This is a genomic window from Aequorivita sp. CIP111184, assembly GCF_900489465.1.
Taxonomy (GTDB): domain Bacteria; phylum Bacteroidota; class Bacteroidia; order Flavobacteriales; family Flavobacteriaceae; genus Aequorivita.
Genome location: NZ_UEFQ01000024.1, coordinates 111,041 through 131,515, shown reverse-complemented (window position 1 = coordinate 131,515; position 20,475 = coordinate 111,041). Strand labels below are relative to the sequence as shown.

Genomic DNA, 20,475 nt, shown 5'->3' with positions numbered 1-20,475 from the left:
TTATACTTCAGTGCCTTCGGTTTTATAGAATGGGAATACCATATTTGCCCGTGAATTTGTAATTCGAACTACGTATTCAATATTTATTAAAATTTCGCCGCTCAGTTCATTCGTTGTATCCAATGTTACAGTTTGGGTATCTATTCTGGGTTCGTAATATAGAATTGCGGTTTTTATGAGTTCAATTATATATGTCTTTAAGGTTACATCAAGCGGCTGAAATAATAGTTCTTCCAAATTGCAACCATAGTTTGGAAGCATAATCCGTTCGCCCAAACGGGTTGATAAAAGAATCTCAAGACTTTTATTGATATCTGTTATACCAACTGTTGTAACAAGTTCGCCAGTTTTTTTATCAAAATGTGGCGGAAAACTCCATCCTTCCCCTAAAAATATTTCTGATGTATTCATAATTATCCTCCTATTAATACTGTGAATTCTCCTAAAACAATACTTCCGCCGTGTGCTGTGCTATCTCCTAATCGCGCCGCTGGCATTCCTCCGATAAATACCGATGTAGAACCCATAATTATTGAATCTGGTGGGCCTGCGCATGTTGCCATATCGCCAACTCTCGCAGCTGGCATTCCGCCAATCAAAACGGTTGGTTCTCCTGCCGGCAATATTGGCCCTCCAACGTGTGGACTACCGCCTGGATTTAAAATTGGGCAAATGTGCATATCGTTTACTCTGGCTGCTGGAGGCATTTTGGTTGCTGGTTTATAGTTAATGGTTGATTGTTTTTTTAATTTAATTTATTTGAACTAATGATCCTTTTAAAACCGCGATGGCGCTGGTTGAAATTTCGGCACCTGCGCTGCCTTCAGCTTTAAATTGGGCATTGGCTTTTACATTTATATTCATTGCTTCAATATTGCAATCTCCAGTTGCTTTTATACTAAAATCTTTTGCACTTTCTATAGCAATTCCGTCGCTGTCCATTGTTATTACATTTCTATTTTCATCTTCAATTTTAATAACTCCCGAATCCTCATCGATTGTTACTTTTTTTCCACCTGGAGTTTCTATTATTATGGATTTTTTATCATCGTTGAAAAGTAATTTCATTTCACTTCGGGTTATAAAACCTTTTTCGTGATTGTCATCAGAAGCTTGTAGGGGAGCAGGTTTCGCGCTGCTGTGAAGCATTCCAAGAATTATGGCATGATTCGGGTCATCATTTATAAATCCTATAATTACTTCGTCTCCAATTTCCGGTAAGAAGAACGAACCTCGATTGTTGCCCGCATCTAAAGTGGCAACTCTTGTCCAAATGCCTTGTTCGTCTTTATTGATGATTGGAATTTTCACTAAAATTCTATCTTCGCCATCGGGATCTGATTCTAATTGTGAAACTACTCCAATTTGCAAACCACTTACTGAGGGAATAATTCCGGCAGCTGGTAATTCTGAAATGTCATATGTTTCGCTGAACCATTTTGGATTCATTCCAAACTCAGCATCTACAGTCCAATTGCCCTCTGCTATTTCGTGACGCACCGCACTTATAAATATTTTTCCATTGAAACGGTCACCCACGCCTTCCAGCTTTAGCATCGTTCCGGGTTTTACTGTTGGAATGCCTTGAAATTTTAAGCGTCCGCGAGTTTTTGATAATTGTTGAAAAAGATTTTTAGCATCACTCCAATTTTGTAATTGAGTTGAATTGTAATTTCCTCCGTGCTTCAATTCAAGATTGTCGAGTTCCATTACTTCTGCTAAATCTGATGTTGAAATATTTCCGTTCAAAGAAATTCCCGGATCAGTAGCTTCAGCTTCAATAATTTCCTGTTCGGAAGGGTTCCATCCATAAGCAGTAATTGTGTTGAATTGGTTTCGGGCATCCATTTCGGCGTCAAAATCAAGTAAAGTTGAACCGAAGGCAACTGTTTCAATTTCTGTTTGTGAAAAGTCTGGTTTTGAAATTTTTATTTTTCCGTCATCAACGGTGCAAATCTGTCCATTTATTTGGGCTCGTGTCATTATAAAATCCCAGTCGGAAGTGCGATATTGAACTATTTCTTTGTTCGAAAATGAAGTGGCTTCAATTTCGTTTTCGAGAGTATATTTGCCAATGATTTCTTCAATAATATCGCTGTCCTTACTTTCGTAATAAAAATTACTTTTTCTGCCAATCGTCATTTTTACTGCTTCATCCCTGCATTCCACAATTAAAATAGAATTACTTTCGCGAATTTTAATACTGTGTTTTATAATAATTCCTTTGAAAATAGTTTCTTCATCACTGTGATAGCCTGCTTTTATTTCAATTTTTTTTCCCGGAATAAGTAAATCTTCATTGCTCAAATTGAAATCTTGCGAAGAAGCTTCACCATCAATAAAAACGAGTTGTGCGAAGGGAATACGATTAATTTCTTTTTCCACAGAAATATTTTTTACTTGATACGCGGCAGAAATTTCACTTCCTTCAATTAATATTTTGAAGGTCACCAAATCTGTGCTTCGAGAGGTTTCTATGGTTCTGCTATTTGGCATATTATGATACTTTTTCTATGGGTGGAAATTTAATTTGTTGTCCAGGTTTTAATCTTCTAAAATTGGTCAGATTATTAGCTTCGGCAACCTGTAAATAATATTTTGAATCGCCATAAATTCTGAAAGTCATTAATGGCAGTGTATCGCCTTCCTTTACAACCCGTATGTGTGTGAGATCTGGGGAATTGTTATTTTCTTTTGCTAATCTCAAGAGTTCGTCCACAACTCCTTTAAAACTTGCTGTAACTGTAGCACGAAGGGGAACCCCTTCTGACGAGAAGAGCTTGTATTCTATGGACATTTCTGCTAAAATCCCTTTGAAAAGTAGCGTGCCCCAACCAATTAATAGATAATTTGGTTTGTGTTCGTCGCCATTGTAATCGAAAACAATTCTTTTAAATCTTTCTATATCTACAACTATTCCTACGCCCAAATCGTTACTATGGCCTTTAATTATTCCCGTTCTATCAAAAAGGAATTCGAGATTTAAATCCTCAGGCAAGGAACGAACGTATTTTGGTTGTGTTGCACTGGTTCCTTGCCCTTGTGCTTCGGTGTACTCTACCTTGTAGTTGAGCGCATACTTTTCTGGATTTAACAAAGAAGAAAAAATGCCATCACCCACTAATTGGGTGAATTTGTTATCGCGAAACGCTATAATTTTCAGCTTTGTAAGTTCGCCTTTCATTATCGTTCTTTTTTTCTGGATTCAATATTAAACACTTCTTCCACGCAAGCTTTTATAAAATGATCCATTTTGTCTTCCGGTTTTTTATTTTGGGAGATATTAGATTGTTCGTTACCGTTCACATTTATTTTTATGTGAAGTTCTTTGATTTCTATGGGCATTTTATAAGAGTGTAAAATAGTTATACGCCAATTCTATAGTTTCGATGGTGATTTTGCTTTCCTCTGCATTAAGTTCGGCTACATCCCATTTTATTGGATATGCGTGAACCACGTTCCAGGTTACAAGCGGTTCGTGATTTTCATTCAACAATTTTACCGTGAGGTCCACTGGTTCAAACTGAAAACTTTCAATGGCGTTTCGGCACCATTTTATAAGTTCAGAATCTGTAACCATGCCTCGTTTCAAAACAAGGTTTGGAAATGTGGATCGTACGGGAAATTTATGTTTAAACCTGTTTTCACCTCCTTCGGCAAATTCTTCAGTTTCAATATCTACGGAAAGTCCTGAAACCGATTGGAATTGGATGTCTTTTTCTTGAGAGGAAATTCCATTGAACTCCACCTTAAAATGAAAACTCACCGGAGGATAAGCAGTAGCCATTAATCGCCGTTTTGGATTGTTAAGCCTTCGTGGGCAATTTCTAAGGATTCAATAGCGGTTTCGTTGCCATCGCCTTTTAGATCTGTTGATTGCATTTTTAATGGAAAAGCATTTTTCACCTTCCAAACAATCACGGGTTCGTGTTCCTCGTTCAACAATGAGATGGTAATATCCCGACGCTCAATTGTGTTGAGACTAACAGTATTCCACCATTTGTAAAACTCGTTATCGTTTGCAAACGAACCGCGTTTTAAAGTAATGTTGCTGTATTTCTGCATCCCAGGCATTTTTATTTTGCTGTATTCTGGGCTCGCACCGTGACGGTATTCAATCATTTCAGTTTCTACATCTAGTCCGCTGACTTCAGTAAAACCTATGTTTGTTCCTCCCCAGTCTACTGAGAAATGAAACTTTACTAATGGATATGTATTGGCCATTTTTTCTGTTTTTTTATGTTATTTTTTTTATAAGGTATTATGATAATTGACTGTACATTTTTACGGAAAACACTCAGATAAAATTAGGCTTCCTGCATTTTGTGTGAGAATTTTAAAACGATGAATTCTGCTGGTCGGACTGCTGCCATTCCTATTTCGATGTTCATTATTCCGTTAAGGATATCATCTGCAGTCATTGTTTCACCTAAACCAACACGCACGTAAAATGCTTGTTCTGGTTTGGCTCCGGCGAGTGCTCCGGCTCGCCATTGAAGAATTAGAAAATTCTCTATCATCGCGCGTACTTTTACCCAAGTATTAGCATCATTTGGTTCAAAAACAAATTGTGCAGTTGCCTTTTCAACAGACTCTTCAACCATATTGAAAAAACGGCGAACAGGTACATATTTCCATTCGTTGTCGTTACCCGCAAGCGTCCGTGCTCCCCAAACTAAAATACCTTTTCCAGTGAAGGAGCGAATTGCATTGATAGATTTTCCAGAAGTATGAATGTTTAAATCCTGCTGTGCTTCGTGGGTAATTTTAATTGTTGGTTCTACGGCTGCACTTACAGATTCGTTGGCAGGTGCTTTCCAGACGCCACGATTGCTGTCAACACGGGCATAGATACCTGCCATTGCGCTGCTGGGCGGAAGTGTAACGTACTGCTTCTCCAATTCCGTTTTTATTTTGTTGTAAAGGATTAAGTTGAAATCACTACCACTGCTATCAGCAAGCTCACTTAAAGCTTTCCCATCATAAACCCCAGTTGCGGTTGTATTTGTTTCGTCGGTTACATTGTGTACTAATGTTATATCTGCATCATTATATGCATAGCTGTAAACAGTTTTTAGGAAGGGATGATAGGCAGCGCCATATTTCAACAAGTCCACTCCATTGCCCAATGAAGCTGTATTGCGAATGTTATCACTGTTGTTTGCAAATGCGTCAATAATAACAAAACGATCTTTGAGTTTTTGCGCTTGCATTAGTGCTCTATTAATAAGTGAATAATAGCTAGACGCTGTAGAAACTGCCATTGCATCCGGAAATATATAAAGCGTAGGTTCATCAAATTTTTCAAATTCATCCAATCCCGCTGAAAGTAATGGCTGGCTTACACTGCCACTGGTATAATCTCCAACAGAGTTGATATAGCAAGGTCCTCCGCCATTATCAAAATAAATACGCAAGGCATAATACATTACATAAGGGCTTGGCGTAGCTACTACCGTACTGAATTTTTGATCCAAAAGCTGAACTGGCGGACCGTTATTTATGGTGTCATTTACTGTTACTGTTATGTTGGATTCATTTTGAGCTTTGCCAAAATAGGTTTCATATTCCAAAAGTGAAACGATACGTTTTGGTTTGTTTTGAACCGTAGTATCACTGATTTGCGTATAGCCTATAAAAGCTGGAATTGCTGTCTCCACTTGTGCCACCGATGGCGGAAACTTCGATATTTCCTCCACATAGACCCCGGGTGTTTTGTACGTAGTTGCCATAGTTTTTGTTATTGATTAATATATATTTCTGAAAAAGTTTTAATAATATTTCCACCGCTGTCCTTTTCGAACAATATCCTTGAAGGAAATGCAGAAGGACGCACTTCACCGTTAAAACTATAACCTATGATGCCATTTTTTGTAAGCGGAAGTTCAATAGGATCTGTGGTGTGAAGTAATACGCTATCGCTAGCATCTCGATAGTTCCAAATGGTGCTACGGTTTTTTATCTGTAGTTTGAAATTCTTTGTGTTTACCTGCAACGTTCCATTCACATTTAAAATATTTCTGGCGTTACCGTCAAAAGGAACTGTATTGTCACCGGCCATTTCCAGGGAAATGATTCCAAAGAGCCCAATTTTTTCTTTTTTGGAAAGCGTTTTACCTATTTCATCATAACTATCCTGCTGTATGGTGAAATTATCAATGGGTAGAGTAGTGGTTTCCAGATCGATATATTTAAAGGAAGCGCCTTCGGAAACTGGTTTTTTGTTTGAAAAGAAATAGGGAATAAAAGGTTTTGAATTCACAGTTGAATAATTTTCGAAAAGTGAATCTTTCATATAAATCAGAAAATTAAAAACCGAGGTTTGGGAAAGACTGACGAAAGGTTTATAAGTTCCAGAATTTGGGGCAGTTTCTTCCGCTTTTGCACAAATAATGAAACCAGTGGGAATGGTTTTAAAAACGAGCTTGTTGCCTTTAAAAATTTCCTTTGTTTCTTCGGAAGGAATTATTTCGCAGAAATCCTCAAAATTGTATTTGTTGAGCTGTTCTTCTTTTAAAATAGGATTCGCATCAAAAGCAACACTGCCATCATCCAAAAAATAGTGGTGGTAAAGATTCATACCAAACAGAATTTTATATGTAGAGGTAAAGCTCATTTAGGTTATATTATTTAAAACTCCCGAAATTTCAGTAATTGGCGTTCCCTTTTCAGTAAGCGTGTCGCTTTCTATTTTCACAACACTTATTTTATATAGTACACTGGGCAGGGCTTTTCCGCCCAATGTGCCCCAGATGTAGTTTAATTGTTCAAATGTTGGCGTGTAGAGTTCAGCGATGAAGCGAAATTCTTTTATATTTTCCAAAGCTGGAATAGAAGGATTCAACGTTGTATTATTCTGTGTGAAAATTTTTTTTGACTGAAAGAACTCTATAATATAAGAAACTGCTGTTAGCGAGCGGGTATAGGTATTTCTATTGACAGAAAAAAGTGCAAAGACATTAAGGTTTACGGGTGTGTTTTTATAAATAGTTTCCCCGTTTTTAAATTTTACATTTGGATTGTTTTTCAGTGCAATTTCTTCTTCAATGTTTAAAAGTGTAAGAACCACTTTATCATTCATTGTATTGATTTCTGGATCATCGTGTTTGGACACATTTTCCAGCACCACTAGATTACTGTCCGCAGTTTTAAGTTCCAAATATTTTGAAACTTGATCTTTTATTATTTCAAGTGTTTCATAAATCATTTGAGGAACTCTAAAGGATGAAATTCAAATATACTAATTTATAATACACTATACAACAGTGTTTTACCTTAATATTTTAAAGGTTTTACACTATTTTTTTAATAGGGAAAACCCTCAAAAATCTATAGGAAAAACCCCTTTTTTGAAGGGGTTTTTCCCTAATTATTTAGTTTATAAAATGCTTATTTAATTGTTTTTGCTACATTCGTGCCAACTAAACCAATAAATTACAATCAATTATGTCAAAACCATCAAATTATATTACTGTAGCAGAAGCAAGACAAATGCAAGATAATTGGGTAGCAACACGCGCTGTCGATATTGAACAAGCTATGGGGTCTGCTGATGCACGAGAATTTTTATTTACCGTTGATGAGCTTCAAGAGTTTTTGGACTATATTAAAGCTAGTCCAAGTATGGGTACACAACAAGGCGTGCGTATCTATTTTGCTGCTTATGATAATGACACTTCAGACAAAGCAACAGTGTTTTTAGCGCCCACATTAGGTGTTACTGCAAGTTCACCTAATAATTATAATTTGAAACCTTTAAATAAAGGCATTACTGGATTTCCTCCTACAAACTATTGATTCAGTGATAGCGGGATTATTAATAAACTTTTTTGAAATTTTAGCATTTCTTACCGGAGTATTTTACTATCAAAAAAATAAAACCAAACCTACTTTGTATTTAGTTTGGTTTTTAGGCATTACGGTATTTTCTGAACTTTTTAGTTGGTATACATTTTTTGTGAAGAATGGATTTTTACATTTTTTAAAAGACACTGTTTTCGAAGCAAATTACTGGTCAGGAAATATTTATTCAGTGATAAGTTATTTGTTCTATATAAATTACTTTAAATGGTATTTATCAAATAAACTGTCAATAACGGTTATAAACTGGGTTTCTATTGTATTTCTGGGGGCGAGTATTTTTGAAATTATTTTTTCAGGAAGTTTCTTTGTAAAATTTATACCAATTTCTAGTATTTTTGGGACTTTATTCGTTTTCTTAAGCATCTCTTTTTACTATTTGGAATTGCTGAAAAGCGACCAAATATTGCAGGTTCAAAAAAGTTTACCTTTCTATATTTCAGTTGGGGCATTGATATTTCATCTTTGTACAACTCCCTTATTTCTCTATAGCTCTTATTTAAGTAATTCTATTGATCCGAGCTTTGTCATTTTGTACAGACGGGTTATCTTTGGATCTAACTATTTGCTGTATTCCATCTATACTGCTGGATTTTTAATATGCTTACGGAAAAAGGACCCTTACTCCCTCAGGAAAAACTTTTAATAGTATACTTTATTGCAGTACTGTTGTTTATAACAATTTTTGCAATTGTTTTTGTAGTCACTTTTCAACGCCGAAAAAATAAATTTTTAAAAGAGCGCTATGAAGCAGAACAACGTTACCAGCGTGAACTTGCAGATTCAAAAATAGAAATTCAGGAACAAACACTTAAAAACATTGCTTGGGAACTTCACGACAATGTTGGGCAATTACTATCTGTTGCCAATATTCAATTAAATATTTTAATGAATTCGGTGCCAACGTCTTTTTACGATCAAATAGGTGAAACAAAAAGTGTTATTCAGGAAACAGTACAGGAAATACGTACACTTTCAAAAGTACTCAATAACGATGTGGTTCTTAAAAATGGATTATTAGGATCCCTACAAGTAGAGCTTGATCGATTTACCCGTTTGGGCTATTTAGATGCTTCATTAAAGGTAACCGGCGACATAATACCAATAAATAGTGCTAGCGAGATTATTATTTTCCGAATTCTTCAAGAATTTCTCTCAAACGTTATGAAACATGCACGAGCTTCAAAATTATTCGTACATTTAGATTATAAAGAAAAATCATTAGATATATCAGCAATTGATGACGGTGTAGGTTTTGATACTTCTCTAAAAACAGACAGTTCGGGTATGGAAACCATGGGCAGTCGGGCCGCACTTTTAAATGCGGATTTTTCCATTTTTTCAGAAATTGGAAAAGGCACAAAACTTTTGTTAAGCTATCCATATAAAAATACAAAATGAACAAAGAGGGTAAATATACTGTTGCAATAATTGATGATCATTCCCTTTTTGCACGTTCATTGGAAAAACTAATCAATTCTTTTTCAAATTTCAAGGTTCTTTTTCACGCAAATAACGGTTTAGACTTGCAAGACCATATTATTGAAGGAGGAGCGTTGCCAGATATAATTTTGTTGGATATAAATATGCCCGTTATGAATGGTTTTGAAACGGCAGAGTGGATTATGCAAAATCATCCGAAAATAAAAATACTGGCGCTTTCTATGGAAGATGATGAACAAACAATCCTTAAAATGCTTCGAAAAGGCGCAAAAGGTTATCTGTTGAAAGATATACATCCAGAAATTTTAAACACTGCATTGAAAGAATTAATGGAAAAAGGATTTTATCATTCAGAGAAAGTTTCTGAAACTTTACTCCATTCCATAAGCCCCGATGAAGAAGGAATAGTTTTAGATTTTAAAGAAAATGAGCTGATTTTTCTACAATTAGCCTGTTCGGAAATGACGTATAAAGAAATAGCAGATGTAATGGACTTAAGCCCCAAAACCATTGATGGCTATCGTCAAGATCTTTTTAAACGCCTCAAAATAAAAAATAGGGTAGGTTTGGTAATTTTTGCTTTGAAGAAAAATTTGATAAAACTTTAATTGCAAGCATTCCAAATAGCATCATCTGGTGTGGGTGCCTCAATAATAATTTCTTCCTTTTGAACCGGATGCATTAATGTCAACTTTTTAGCGTGAAGATGAATGCTTCCATCTGCATTGCTTCTATCAAAACCATATTTTAAATCGCCTTTTATGGAACATCCAATGGCCGAAAGTTGAGAACGGATTTGATGGTGTCTTCCCGTTTCTAAAACAATTTCCAGTAAATAATAATTGTCTAGTTTTTTCTGAATTTTATAGTGTAGCACCGCTTTTTTACTTTCCGGCACTTCTTTTATGTGGGCGTAAGATTTGTTTTGCTTTGGGTTTCTTTTTAAATAGTGCGTCAGCGTATCTTCAGTTTCAGGCGGAGTATTTTTAACGATTGCCCAATATATCTTCTCTGTTTCCCTTTCGGAAAACATTTTGTTTAAACGTGCCAATGCTTTTGAAGTTCTTGCAAAAACCACAACCCCACTCGTGGGGCGATCTAATCTATGTACTACACCCAAAAATACAGCGCCAGGTTTGTTGTATTTTTCTGCAATATATTCTTTTACAACTTCGGAAAGAGGGGCGTCGCCTGTTTTGTCACCTTGCACAATATCACCGGGTCGTTTGTTGACTACAATCAAGTGATTGTCTTCAAACAAAACCTGAAGGTTGTCTTTAGTGCTATGTAAATTGGATTTTTGGATTATCGGTTTGTTGAATTATTCTAATAATCTAATACTGTTCATTATCGTTAGGGAAATCACCGCTTTTCACATCTGCGCTGTACTGGCTGAAAGCATTTTTCATTTCAGTATATAGGTCCAAATATCTACGTAGAAAACGTGGGTTGAATTCATGTGTCATTCCAAGCATATCGTGCGTTACCAAAACTTGTCCATCTACACCATTTCCTGCGCCAATACCAATTACGGGAATGCTTATTCTTTCAGCAACTTCTTTGGCTAATTTTGCTGGGACCTTTTCCAAAACAATTGCAAAGCAACCTGCTTTTTCTAATAAAATAGCGTCTTCAAGTAATTTTTCAGCTTCTTCTTCTTCTTTTGCACGAACTGTATATGTTCCAAATTTGTAAATTGATTGCGGTGTTAAACCTAAATGGCCCATTACTGGAATACCCGCATTCAAAATTCGTTTTACAGATTCTTTTATTTCTTTTCCGCCTTCAAGTTTTACGGCATGGCCACCACTTTCCTTCATAATTCTGATAGCTGACCGAAGTGCCTCTTTTGGATCACTTTGATAACTTCCAAAGGGTAAATCCACTACAACCAAACTCCGTTCAATAGCACGAACAACAGAAGCTGCGTGATAAATCATTTGGTCTAGAGTTATTGGCAATGTTGTTTCGTGCCCAGCCATTACATTACTGGCAGAATCGCCCACCAAGATTACATCTATGCCGGCGCTGTCCACAATTTTAGCCATCGTAAAATCATAAGCGGTGAGCATTGAGATTTTTTCACCTTTCTTTTTCATATCCACCAAAGTTTTAGTGGTTATACGCTTGTATTCTTTTTTGGCTGTTGACATATTTTTAAAAAATAAATATATTAAAGTGTAAAAATACTACTTTTGAGTAGTAACCAATTAAAATTTTGAATATGAAATCTGTATTATTTCTTTTTTCAGTCTTTATAAGTACTATCTGTTTTTCTCAAGAAGCTCTCTCCACAGCAAATGGAAAAATTATAGTCGATATTTTCATGAACGGTTATCAAGTTGGCGATACCCTAAAAATGAAATCTGTTATGCATCCCAATATGACTATGCAGCGCGCATACCTTAGCAATGAACAGGAAAATGTTTTATTATACATTAAATCTTCAGAGTTGCTTAAATATGCTGCAACTACAGGAAAGGCGCAAGTATGGGAAGAAAAACTTACCGATTATATTGTTAACAGTGATGGCAACTTGGCTCACGTGTGGGCTTCATATGAATTTTATAAAGATGGAAAATTCAGTCATTGTGGCGCAAATTCTTATACATTAGTATATACTGATGAAAGTTGGAAAATTTTGAATATTATAGATTCTGTACGCATAGGAAGTTGTCACAAAGAATAACTTTTCAGTTTTAGCAATCACTAATGTTTACTTGTACCGCTAAACCACCTTCACTGGTTTCTTTATATTTTGAAGTCATATCCTTTGCGGTTTCCCACATAGTTGCAATCACTTTATCTAACGGTACTTTAGCTTTGCTTGGGTCACTGTCTAGTGCCATTTCACAAGCATTTATGGCTTTTATGGCGCCCATTGCATTGCGCTCAATGCATGGAATTTGAACCAAACCTGCAATGGGATCGCAAGTCAATCCAAGGTGATGTTCCATTGCAATTTCACTTGCCATTAAACATTGTTCTGGCGTTCCGCCCATCAATTCACATAAAGCGCCCGCTGCCATTGATGATGAAACCCCTATCTCTGCTTGGCAACCGCCCATAGCTGCAGAAATGGTGGAGCCTTTTTTGAAAATACTTCCAATCTCGCCTGCGGTAAGCAAAAATTTTCGAACATCTTCAAAATTGGCATCGTGGTTTTCAATTACCAAATAATACATCATTACCGCGGGAATTACACCCGCACTTCCATTTGTTGGGGCGGTTACTACGCGTCCTAATGAAGCATTTACTTCATTCACGGCGAGCGCAAAACATGAAACCCATTTCAAAATTTGTCTAAATTTTACTTCCGTATTTCTTATCGCTGCAATCCAATCCTCCGCATTTGTGTATTTATTATCTCCAATTAGGTTCTTGTTCATTTCAAACGCGCGTCTCGTAACGTTAAGTCCGCCAGGTAAGATTCCCTCGGTATGGGCGCCAACGTACATAGAATCTAGCATCACATCCCAAATTTTCTTTAAGCCGTTATTTATTTCAACCTCGCTTCGTAGTGATTTTTCGTTTTCGAGAACTAATTCTGAAATCGACATACCTTCGGCTTTGCAGTAGGCAAGAAGCTCAAATCCTTTTTCAACGGGAAAAGGAAACTGTGCAAATTTTGCCATTTTAATCTTTTTGCGTTTTCGTTCTTTTTTCACTGTAAATCCCCCACCAATGGAGTAGAATGATGAAGATTTTTTGGAGCCATCTTTTAACGTGGCCCTAAACGTCATACCATTTGGGTGAAATTCTAAAAACTTGCGGTTAAAGATGATATTTTGCTTCGGAAAAAAAGGAACTTCCAATTCGCCGTTTAATTTCAATTTATTTTCAGAATTGATAAAATCAATCTCACGCTCAATGTTTTCAATAGGAAAAGTAACAGGATCGAATCCTGAAAGGCCCAACATCACTGCAATATCTGTAGCGTGGCCTTTTCCAGTGAGCGATAAAGAACCGTACAGATCTATCGAAATTGCTGATACTTCATCAAACTGATTTTTCTCTTTCAGTTCACCAACCCAGCGCAGCGCAGCGCGCCACGGTCCCAATGTATGTGAGCTAGAGGGGCCAACCCCTATTTTTAACATATCGAAAACACTAATACTTTCCATAAATTTAATCTTGATTCAAACCTAAGAAATTTTAAGATAACCACTAAATGGAAAGTTATTAATTGTTCATAATAATTATTGGAAATAATCCATAAAATAGGAAATATTCCTATTTTTGAACTATGGAAATATTCACTTCAGGAAAACTAACAAAAGTAAAAAGCAGACACGAACCGGGAGTTTCAAAACAAACTGGTTTTGCAAGTCCCGCTACCCATTATTTAGAGCCCACTATAGATTTGAACCAAGAATTAGTGACCAATCGCGACGCTACTTTTTTTGTGCGGGTTGATGGAGACACTTTTAAAGAACACAATATTCTCCATAAAGATGTTTTGATTATTGATCGTTCCTTATCCAGAAATTTTAATGATTTAGCACTGGTAATTCAAGATGGTGAATTTAAAATAAAGCATATTCCTTTTGGTTTTTCCGAAGAAGAATTAACCGTTTGGGGAATTATTACTTATATAATCCATTACGCAAGATGATAGCTTTAGTAGATTGCAACAGCTTTTATGCCTGCTGCGAACAGGTTTTTAGACCCGATCTTTTAGGAAAGCCAGTTGTGGTGCTCAGTAATAACGATGGCTGTGTGATTGCAGCTAATAAAGAAGCTAAGGCTATTACGGACATTCCCATGTTTGAACCGGTTTTCAAAATTAAAGACCAATTGATCGCGCGAAAAGTGAACTTTTTTTCTTCAAATTATACACTCTACGGCGAAATGTCGCAACGGGTCATGAATATTCTTGGAACCTTTTCTCCAAATGTAGAAGTGTATAGTATTGATGAAGCTTTTGCAGATCTTTCGGGAATGAAAAATGTTTCGTTGAATAAATACGGACATGAGATAAAAGACACCATTTTTAAGAACACAGGATTGCCGGTGGGCGTAGGGATTGCACCTAGTAAAGGCCTGGCTAAGTTGGCCAACAAAATGTCAAAAAAAATTGCAGATAACAACCACGTTTGTGTAATTGATTCTGAAGAAAAAAGGATTGAGGCATTGAAATGGTGCAAGATTGGTGATGTTTGGGGCATTGGCAGAAAACATGCGGAACGGCTAAAGAACATTGGTGTTTTTGATGCTTTTCAGTTTACGGAATTACCCATCCAATGGGTGCGGAAAGAAATGACCGTGGTAGGTGAACGCACCTGGCGCGAGCTAAGAGGCGAACCGTGCAAAGAATTTGTAATCCAGCCGCCGCCTAAAAAGGGGATTGGTACCGCAAAATCTTTCGGTATTAAACTGCCCGATTTGGAACGTATTGAAGAAGCATGCGCCTATTACATAAGCGAAGTGAGCGAGATTTTGCGCGCCCAAAAATCCTGCGCTACCTATGTGCAAGTTTTTATCATTACCAACTATCACAGTGATGTGGATAAGCAATACTCTAACAGTCGCACTGTAACGTTGGATATTCCCACAAATGATACATTTAAACTTATTATTGCCGCGCGAAAAGCCTTAGTAGAAATTTATAAGCCAGGCTATCGCTATAAGAAAGTAGGAGTTAATCTTACTGGAATCATTCCGCAGGATTATGTGCAGGGCAATCTTTTTCATCAGCCATCAACGCTGAATAATGAAAAACTCATCAAGACTTTTGACGCCATCAACAGGAAATTCGGGAAAGCCACTATTTCATCAGGTTTGGTGGGAACCCGCGTTAGTGAATGGGAACTAATAAAAAAAGAAAGAAGTCCGCGTTATACAACGCAATGGCGCGAATTGTTGAAAGTTAAAAGTGCAACGACCGAATTTAAAGGGACAAATTCTTAAAAACGAATTTCCCATTTCCATCAATTACTTTATAAACCCCAAAGGGTGCATCTTCACCTACAATTAAGAAGCTTTCATCCTTTTCAATAGAATTAAGGTATATATCGTTTTCTGCGAGATATGAAAATAAAATTCTGAATAGATTGACATTAGTTTTTAGTTCATTATCAAATTCTGGAATTTCATTGTTAGGCCATCGTATGGCAAGTGTGGCAGCAAAAATAGAGTTTATGAGTTTTGGATCTGTTATTTTTTTATAACGTTCTCCCGTATAATTTAAACCTACAAATCCGCCGTGGTCGGCAACGATTACTATTAGGGCAGAAGGATCTTTTTTAGTTATTAACGCAATCATTTCGCGCATCCAAACATTTGCTTTCTCAAGATCTTCAATATACATTTTTCTTTCTTCCTCTTTGCCTTTGGATTGGGTTTTTGTAACAGCAATATGTCCAGGAATTATCTTTTCTATAAAATAAAAATTAGCTTGATTTTTATTCTCTTCCATTATTTTCTCCATTTCGTTAAGACTATTTACGGCCATATCAAACCCACGCGACAAAAAGGAAAGTTCTTTATAGGAAATGGAACAATAATCATAACCCAACGTGGGCCTATTTATAATAACATACGGCGACTCAATAATTAATGAAGTCCTGTAATCATTTTTATTAAAGATAGATACAACGGCATTATTGCTAGCAATGCTTTTTCGCAATCCATAGGGTTCATTTGTGTTTGGCTTTGGCTTTTTGTAAAAGTGATGTTTCATTGCAAACATGGAGCTGTTTGAAGCTATTGTATTGGTGTAATTACTTCGGAAATTAGGATAAATTTTAAAATTGTTTTCAGTTAAAAAATATTCAAATTCGCTATTGTTAATATTATAAGGTTTCTTTTTTAAAGCGTTGGAATTGGCATAGCCATCAGGTTGAATAATATAAACATTTGGTTTTTTCTTAAAATTTGTTTCTGAAATAGTATCGGGAAGGCGCGTCCATTCCGAAGAAAAATTTATATTGTTTCCAACATACAGCCCTAATTGAATTGCAACAATTAAAGCAAGAATATATTCCAATATAATCACTTTCTTTAAATGGTTTTTCAATAAAAAGGCAAGTCCAACAGTAAGAATTATTACAAGTAGAATCAGCTTCTTTTTTGGCCCAATCAAACTGAAAGTTATCAATGCGGCAAACCCAACTATATTCGAGATGCTCAGTAACAGCAAATAATTCTTAGAAATGAAAGCTACTTTTTTTGAAAGAAATTTTAAAAAAACATTTATTGCCACTGGAAGCAATAAAAAAAATGCAATAAAAAAGAGGAATTGACTTACTGAATCAACCAGCGTAAAATTTGTATAATAGTTGTAAAGTAGTGGATATAAGCCTGTGGCTATTCCTACTATTACTGGACTTGTTTTAATGACTTCTCTTTTCAATAAAGGGGTTGGTTGATTTTTCAAAACTACTAATTAATTTTTATCTTAAATACTGACACCATGTCAGCAAGCTTCTGGCTGGCACAATCATTGTCTTATACACAGCGTAAATAAAAAATAAGAATCTAAATTAATAATATAACACAATAGATATGAGTAAAATAATTGGAATCGACTTAGGTACAACCAACTCCTGCGTTGCCGTAATGGAAGGTAGCGAGCCAGTAGTTATTCCTAACGCCGAAGGAAAAAGAACAACTCCTTCCGTAATTGCATTTGTGGAAGGTGGCGAAATTAAAGTAGGTGATCCTGCAAAACGTCAGGCCGTTACAAACCCTACAAAAACCATAAGCTCCATTAAGAGATTTATGGGAAACAAGTATTCCGAATCAAAATCTGAAGCGGAACACGCAGCATATAAAGTGGTAAAAGGTGATAACGACACCGCCCGTGTTGATATTGATGGACGTATGTACACACCACAGGAATTGAGCGCGATGATTCTTCAAAAAATGAAGAAAACCGCCGAAGATTATTTGGGACAAACAGTAACCCGTGCGGTAATTACAGTTCCTGCATATTTTAATGACAGTCAACGTCAAGCTACGAAAGAAGCGGGCGAAATTGCTGGACTTAAAGTGGAACGTATTATAAACGAACCAACCGCAGCGGCATTAGCTTACGGACTTGATAAAAAAGGTACAGACCAAAAAATTGTGGTATTTGACTTTGGTGGTGGTACGCATGATGTTAGTATCCTTGAATTAGGTGATGGCGTTTTTGAAGTATTAGCTACTGATGGCGATACACACTTAGGTGGTGATGATGTAGATCAAAAAATTATTAATTGGTTGGCTGATGAGTTTAAAGCTGAAGAAGATTTTGACCTTCGCAAAGACCCAATGGCATTGCAACGTCTGAAAGAAGCTGCCGAAAAAGCAAAAATTGAACTTTCTTCAGCAGCACAAACTGAAATCAACTTGCCATATGTTACGGCTACCGCTAGCGGACCAAAACACTTGGTGAAAACGTTGACACGCGCGAAGTTTGAACAACTGATTGAAGACCTTGTAAAAAGAACAATCGCTCCTTGCGAAAAAGCAATGAAAGCTGCTGGATTGAATAAAAGCGATATTGATGAAGTAATTTTAGTAGGTGGTTCTACACGTATTCCTGCAGTTCAGGAAGCTGTGGAAAAATTCTTCGGAAAAAAACCTAGCAAAGGTGTAAACCCTGATGAAGTTGTAGCCGTAGGTGCCGCAATTCAAGGTGGTGTTTTAACTGGAGATGTGAAAGACGTATTACTTTTGGACGTAACTCCACTTTCTTTAGGTATTGAAACTATGGGCGGTGTATTGACCAAATTAATTGAGGCCAACACAACTATCCCTACCAAGAAAAGTCAAGTTTTCTCTACTGCGGCAGACAATCAGCCAAGTGTTGAGATTCACGTATTGCAAGGGGAGCGCCCAATGGCAAACGACAACAAGACAATCGGTCGTTTTCACCTAGACGGTATTCCACCAGCACAGCGCGGTACACCACAAATTGAAGTAACGTTTGATATTGATGCCAACGGTATCATTAAAGTAAGCGCTACTGATAAGGCTACCAACAAAACGCAAGACATCCGTATTGAAGCTTCTTCAGGATTGACCGAAGAGGAAATCAAAAAGATGAAAGCAGATGCGGAAGCAAATGCAGAAAGCGATAAGGCTACTAAAGAAAAAGCTGAAAAGTTGAACGAAGCTGATGGAATGATTTTCCAGACTGAAAAGCAATTGAAAGAATTTGGCGAAAAATTATCTGATGATAAAAAGAAACCAATCGAAGATGCTTTGGAAGAATTGAAAAAAGCTTATGAAACTAAAGAAGTTGAAACCATTCAACCCGCTTTGGATAAAATAAACGAAGCTTGGAAAACCGCTTCTGAAGAAATGTACAAAGCCCAAGCCGGTGGTCAAGGCGCCCCAACCGGTGATGCCGGAGCAGGAGCAGAGCAAGGTGGTAAAGATGGCGGATCTGAAAACAGTGATGTTGAAGATGTAGATTTTGAAGAGGTAAAATAAGCTCAAAAACTGAAGTTGGAAGACTGAAGTTTTAGCACAATGCAAAAACCGCAACCTTAATTGGTTGCGGTTTTTTTTGTATCAACATACATCAGATTTTTTTAATTACCTCAACATACTTTTTAAAATTATACAAAAGAGCCTGCTAATCGTTGCGTTGCATTTCTTAAGAGTTTTTGGTTTCGCCTTCAAAAGGTGGTTATGACCTTCCTGCCATCTTCCATAGTATAACTGATTTTCTTTTGGGGTACCACTTCGTCATAAATAACATTAAAGTCAAACCCCCAAACTGCCATCCTTGGCTTCCATTCGTGAGGAAAGCTTACCGCCCACTTTTAAGTCATTGCTAACTTTTGGGCAATGCCAATCTTCATTGGCAAAGTTCCATTTGGCAATGTGTTCGGGCTTATTTCAGTAGTCCCAAACCTTTTTTTTATCTGCGTATATCATATTTTCCCCGGTGATTTTTATGGTGCTCATACAATTGAAATTTTATATCTTTTTAGAAAAAGAATAATTATGTTTGCAAAAATTGAATCAGCGGGGTGATAAATTCTTGAAAAGCTTCAATATGGGGTAAATGCCCAACATTTGGAATTTCAACCAATTTTGCATTTGGAATAGCATCCTGTGTTTTTTTTCCCAATTGATCATAAAGTCCCATTGTTTTACGAACCTCTTCAGAAACTAATGGTTTTCCCAAAGCAGTTCTGTCGCGAGTACCAATAATTAATAACGTGGGAACTTTTATGTCTGGAAATTCATAAACAACAGGCTGCGTAAAAATCATATCATACGTTAAAGCTGCATTCCAGGCTATTAAAGGGTAATCTTCATTGAGTGTCCAACCTGCCAGAAGTTTTACCCACGGTTCATATTCGGCTTTCCAGTTGCCGTCATAATAGCTATCTTTTTGGTATGCTTTTAATTTATCATAATCTTTATCAAGTTCGTTTTTATACCACCAATCCACATTTTTATAGGGCACTTTCAATTTCCAATCTTCCAGCCCGATAGGGTTTTCAAGAATCAATTTTTCAGTGGTTTCAGGATACATCAATGCGAAACGCGTTGCAAGCATCCCGCCCATAGAATGACCAAGTACAGCTGTTTTTTTAATTCTCAATGTATCCAATAGTGTTTTGGTGTTTTCTGCCAACTGCTGAAAAGTATATTGAAAATGTTCGGGCTTAGAAGATTTGCCAAAACCTATTTGATCTGGAACCACTACACGGAAACCTTCTTTTGTAAGTTGATTGATGGTAGTTTGCCAATACGCTCCGTTAAAGTTTTTACCGTGGAGCAAGAGCACATTTTTTCCATTATAATTTTCGGGCATTACATCCATATACCCCATTTTAAGATTTTGCTGTTGATTCTCTATATTTATAAAAGAAACTTCAAAAGGGTAGGTATAGTTTTCAAGATTTATTTCTAGCTTTTCAAGGTTGTCATTTTGAGCAGAAACAATTATTGAACAAAGGATTAATAAAAGGGTATGTAGATACTTTTTCATAAAAATTTGAATTATTTTTTATAAAAGTAATTGTTATGTGAAGCAATTAATATTAAGGTTTTAATAAAAAAAGAGCGACCTAAAAAGGTCGCTCGATTTAAAAGCTATTTTAACCAAATATTAAGCTTTAAGGTCTTTAAAGTGGGTGGGGGCCACTAGGTTCAAAGACCTGCCGCAATCTAATACAATTTTCTAGTATGACAAGGCTTTTTAACGATAAAATATGTTTTTTA

General features: G+C 36.4%; 22 protein-coding genes. 7 read left to right on the top strand and 15 right to left on the bottom strand.

Going from position 1 to position 20,475, the window contains the following annotated elements:
* The 10 genes from AEQU1_RS09850 to AEQU1_RS09805 form a co-directional block, all read right to left on the bottom strand.
* The gene (locus tag AEQU1_RS09850) at positions 1-411 is read right to left on the bottom strand and encodes a GPW/gp25 family protein (protein WP_111880774.1); all 411 of its coding nucleotides are present in this window, start codon (positions 409-411) and stop codon (positions 1-3) included.
* 2 nt (positions 412-413) lie between these two features.
* The gene (locus AEQU1_RS09845) at positions 414-707 is read right to left on the bottom strand and encodes a PAAR domain-containing protein (RefSeq protein ID WP_111880773.1); all 294 of its coding nucleotides are present in this window, start codon (positions 705-707) and stop codon (positions 414-416) included.
* A 43-nt stretch (positions 708-750) separates the two neighbouring features.
* On the bottom strand, positions 751-2,496 hold the full coding sequence (vgrG, locus tag AEQU1_RS09840; RefSeq protein WP_111880771.1) for a type VI secretion system tip protein VgrG: 1,746 nt from the start codon (positions 2,494-2,496) through the stop codon (positions 751-753).
* A 1-nt stretch (position 2,497) separates the two neighbouring features.
* Positions 2,498-3,184 (bottom strand): LysM peptidoglycan-binding domain-containing protein, encoded by a 687-nt coding sequence (locus tag AEQU1_RS09835; RefSeq protein WP_258455267.1) that lies wholly within the window; start codon positions 3,182-3,184, stop codon positions 2,498-2,500.
* Positions 3,184-3,345, bottom strand: coding sequence for a DUF5908 family protein (locus AEQU1_RS09830; protein ID WP_181566748.1), 162 nt, complete (start codon positions 3,343-3,345; stop codon positions 3,184-3,186). The genes AEQU1_RS09835 and AEQU1_RS09830 overlap by 1 nt, the downstream gene beginning before the upstream one ends.
* 1 nt (position 3,346) lies before the next feature.
* Positions 3,347-3,787 (bottom strand): phage tail protein, encoded by a 441-nt coding sequence (locus AEQU1_RS09825; protein ID WP_111880768.1) that lies wholly within the window; start codon positions 3,785-3,787, stop codon positions 3,347-3,349.
* On the bottom strand, positions 3,787-4,224 hold the full coding sequence (locus AEQU1_RS09820) for a phage tail protein (RefSeq protein WP_111880766.1): 438 nt from the start codon (positions 4,222-4,224) through the stop codon (positions 3,787-3,789). Before AEQU1_RS09820 ends, AEQU1_RS09825 begins: the two co-directional genes overlap by 1 nt.
* An 83-nt stretch (positions 4,225-4,307) precedes the next feature.
* Positions 4,308-5,732 (bottom strand): phage tail sheath C-terminal domain-containing protein, encoded by a 1,425-nt coding sequence (locus AEQU1_RS09815; RefSeq protein WP_111880764.1) that lies wholly within the window; start codon positions 5,730-5,732, stop codon positions 4,308-4,310.
* 8 nt (positions 5,733-5,740) lie between these two features.
* Complete coding sequence (locus tag AEQU1_RS09810) at positions 5,741-6,580, bottom strand: hypothetical protein (RefSeq protein ID WP_146743741.1); 840 nt, start codon at positions 6,578-6,580, stop codon at positions 5,741-5,743.
* A gap of 36 nt (positions 6,581-6,616) precedes the next feature.
* Positions 6,617-7,207 carry a DUF4255 domain-containing protein gene (locus AEQU1_RS09805; protein ID WP_111880761.1) on the bottom strand — a complete coding sequence of 197 codons (591 nt, stop codon included), beginning with the start codon at positions 7,205-7,207 and terminating at the stop codon, positions 6,617-6,619.
* Positions 7,208-7,446: 239 nt separating this feature from the next.
* Here AEQU1_RS09805 and AEQU1_RS09800 point away from each other — a divergent pair, with 239 nt between their 5' ends.
* The 3 genes from AEQU1_RS09800 to AEQU1_RS09790 all read left to right on the top strand — a co-directional run bounded on the left by AEQU1_RS09800 (position 7,447) and on the right by AEQU1_RS09790 (position 9,911).
* Entirely contained in the window at positions 7,447-7,797 is a 351-nt protein-coding gene (locus tag AEQU1_RS09800) for a hypothetical protein (protein WP_111880759.1), read from the top strand.
* A gap of 663 nt (positions 7,798-8,460) precedes the next feature.
* Entirely contained in the window at positions 8,461-9,261 is an 801-nt protein-coding gene (locus AEQU1_RS09795) for a sensor histidine kinase (RefSeq protein WP_111880757.1), read from the top strand.
* Positions 9,258-9,911, top strand: coding sequence for a response regulator transcription factor (locus AEQU1_RS09790; RefSeq protein ID WP_111880756.1), 654 nt, complete (start codon positions 9,258-9,260; stop codon positions 9,909-9,911). Before AEQU1_RS09795 ends, AEQU1_RS09790 begins: the two co-directional genes overlap by 4 nt.
* Here the strand turns inward: AEQU1_RS09790 and AEQU1_RS09785 are convergent.
* Both AEQU1_RS09785 and panB read right to left on the bottom strand, forming a co-directional pair.
* Positions 9,908-10,564 (bottom strand): RluA family pseudouridine synthase, encoded by a 657-nt coding sequence (locus tag AEQU1_RS09785; RefSeq protein ID WP_258455266.1) that lies wholly within the window; start codon positions 10,562-10,564, stop codon positions 9,908-9,910. The two genes, AEQU1_RS09790 and AEQU1_RS09785, sit on opposite strands and share 4 nt — an antisense overlap.
* A gap of 73 nt (positions 10,565-10,637) precedes the next feature.
* On the bottom strand, positions 10,638-11,456 hold the full coding sequence (gene panB, locus AEQU1_RS09780; protein ID WP_111880752.1) for a 3-methyl-2-oxobutanoate hydroxymethyltransferase: 819 nt from the start codon (positions 11,454-11,456) through the stop codon (positions 10,638-10,640).
* Between the two features lie 71 nt (positions 11,457-11,527).
* On the opposite strand from panB, the gene AEQU1_RS09775 reads away from it, so the two are divergent.
* Positions 11,528-11,992, top strand: a complete 465-nt coding sequence (locus AEQU1_RS09775; RefSeq protein ID WP_111880751.1) for a hypothetical protein — start codon at positions 11,528-11,530, stop codon at positions 11,990-11,992.
* A gap of 10 nt (positions 11,993-12,002) precedes the next feature.
* Here the strand turns inward: AEQU1_RS09775 and AEQU1_RS09770 are convergent, their stop codons facing one another.
* On the bottom strand, positions 12,003-13,427 hold the full coding sequence (locus tag AEQU1_RS09770) for an L-serine ammonia-lyase (RefSeq protein ID WP_111880749.1): 1,425 nt from the start codon (positions 13,425-13,427) through the stop codon (positions 12,003-12,005).
* A gap of 122 nt (positions 13,428-13,549) precedes the next feature.
* On the opposite strand from AEQU1_RS09770, the gene AEQU1_RS09765 reads away from it, so the two are divergent.
* Complete coding sequence (locus tag AEQU1_RS09765; protein WP_111880747.1) at positions 13,550-13,918, top strand: S24 family peptidase; 369 nt, start codon at positions 13,550-13,552, stop codon at positions 13,916-13,918.
* On the top strand, positions 13,915-15,213 hold the full coding sequence (locus AEQU1_RS09760) for a Y-family DNA polymerase (RefSeq protein WP_111880746.1): 1,299 nt from the start codon (positions 13,915-13,917) through the stop codon (positions 15,211-15,213). Before AEQU1_RS09765 ends, AEQU1_RS09760 begins: the two co-directional genes overlap by 4 nt.
* Here the strand turns inward: AEQU1_RS09760 and AEQU1_RS09755 are convergent.
* Positions 15,194-16,681: a hypothetical protein gene (locus AEQU1_RS09755; protein ID WP_220092317.1), complete on the bottom strand. Its 1,488-nt coding sequence runs from the start codon at positions 16,679-16,681 to the stop codon at positions 15,194-15,196. The two genes, AEQU1_RS09760 and AEQU1_RS09755, sit on opposite strands and share 20 nt — an antisense overlap.
* 128 nt (positions 16,682-16,809) lie before the next feature.
* Here AEQU1_RS09755 and dnaK point away from each other — a divergent pair, with 128 nt between their 5' ends.
* The gene (gene dnaK / locus AEQU1_RS09750) at positions 16,810-18,726 is read left to right on the top strand and encodes a molecular chaperone DnaK (protein WP_111880742.1); all 1,917 of its coding nucleotides are present in this window, start codon (positions 16,810-16,812) and stop codon (positions 18,724-18,726) included.
* Positions 18,727-19,243: 517 nt separating this feature from the next.
* Here dnaK and AEQU1_RS09745 read toward each other — a convergent pair.
* The gene (locus tag AEQU1_RS09745) at positions 19,244-20,242 is read right to left on the bottom strand and encodes an alpha/beta fold hydrolase (protein WP_111880739.1); all 999 of its coding nucleotides are present in this window, start codon (positions 20,240-20,242) and stop codon (positions 19,244-19,246) included.
* Positions 20,243-20,475: the final 233 nt, after the last annotated feature.

Bases quoted from the DNA above. Each gene is read 5' to 3' on its own strand.
- AEQU1_RS09850 (WP_111880774.1), bottom strand. From the start codon at position 411: ATGAATACATCAGAAATATTTTTAGGGGAAGGATGGAGTTTTCCGCCA.
- AEQU1_RS09845 (WP_111880773.1), bottom strand. From the start codon at position 707: ATGCCTCCAGCAGCCAGAGTAAACGATATGCACATTTGCCCAATTTTA.
- vgrG (WP_111880771.1), bottom strand. From the start codon at position 2,496: ATGCCAAATAGCAGAACCATAGAAACCTCTCGAAGCACAGATTTGGTG.
- AEQU1_RS09835 (WP_258455267.1), bottom strand. From the start codon at position 3,184: ATGAAAGGCGAACTTACAAAGCTGAAAATTATAGCGTTTCGCGATAAC.
- AEQU1_RS09830 (WP_181566748.1), bottom strand. From the start codon at position 3,345: ATGCCCATAGAAATCAAAGAACTTCACATAAAAATAAATGTGAACGGT.
- AEQU1_RS09825 (WP_111880768.1), bottom strand. From the start codon at position 3,787: ATGGCTACTGCTTATCCTCCGGTGAGTTTTCATTTTAAGGTGGAGTTC.
- AEQU1_RS09820 (WP_111880766.1), bottom strand. From the start codon at position 4,224: ATGGCCAATACATATCCATTAGTAAAGTTTCATTTCTCAGTAGACTGG.
- AEQU1_RS09815 (WP_111880764.1), bottom strand. From the start codon at position 5,732: ATGGCAACTACGTACAAAACACCCGGGGTCTATGTGGAGGAAATATCG.
- AEQU1_RS09810 (WP_146743741.1), bottom strand. From the start codon at position 6,580: ATGAATCTTTACCACCACTATTTTTTGGATGATGGCAGTGTTGCTTTT.
- AEQU1_RS09805 (WP_111880761.1), bottom strand. From the start codon at position 7,207: ATGATTTATGAAACACTTGAAATAATAAAAGATCAAGTTTCAAAATAT.
- AEQU1_RS09800 (WP_111880759.1), top strand. From the start codon at position 7,447: ATGTCAAAACCATCAAATTATATTACTGTAGCAGAAGCAAGACAAATG.
- AEQU1_RS09795 (WP_111880757.1), top strand. From the start codon at position 8,461: ATGCTTACGGAAAAAGGACCCTTACTCCCTCAGGAAAAACTTTTAATA.
- AEQU1_RS09790 (WP_111880756.1), top strand. From the start codon at position 9,258: ATGAACAAAGAGGGTAAATATACTGTTGCAATAATTGATGATCATTCC.
- panB (WP_111880752.1), bottom strand. From the start codon at position 11,456: ATGTCAACAGCCAAAAAAGAATACAAGCGTATAACCACTAAAACTTTG.
- AEQU1_RS09775 (WP_111880751.1), top strand. From the start codon at position 11,528: ATGAAATCTGTATTATTTCTTTTTTCAGTCTTTATAAGTACTATCTGT.
- AEQU1_RS09770 (WP_111880749.1), bottom strand. From the start codon at position 13,427: ATGGAAAGTATTAGTGTTTTCGATATGTTAAAAATAGGGGTTGGCCCC.
- AEQU1_RS09765 (WP_111880747.1), top strand. From the start codon at position 13,550: ATGGAAATATTCACTTCAGGAAAACTAACAAAAGTAAAAAGCAGACAC.
- AEQU1_RS09760 (WP_111880746.1), top strand. From the start codon at position 13,915: ATGATAGCTTTAGTAGATTGCAACAGCTTTTATGCCTGCTGCGAACAG.
- dnaK (WP_111880742.1), top strand. From the start codon at position 16,810: ATGAGTAAAATAATTGGAATCGACTTAGGTACAACCAACTCCTGCGTT.
- AEQU1_RS09745 (WP_111880739.1), bottom strand. From the start codon at position 20,242: ATGAAAAAGTATCTACATACCCTTTTATTAATCCTTTGTTCAATAATT.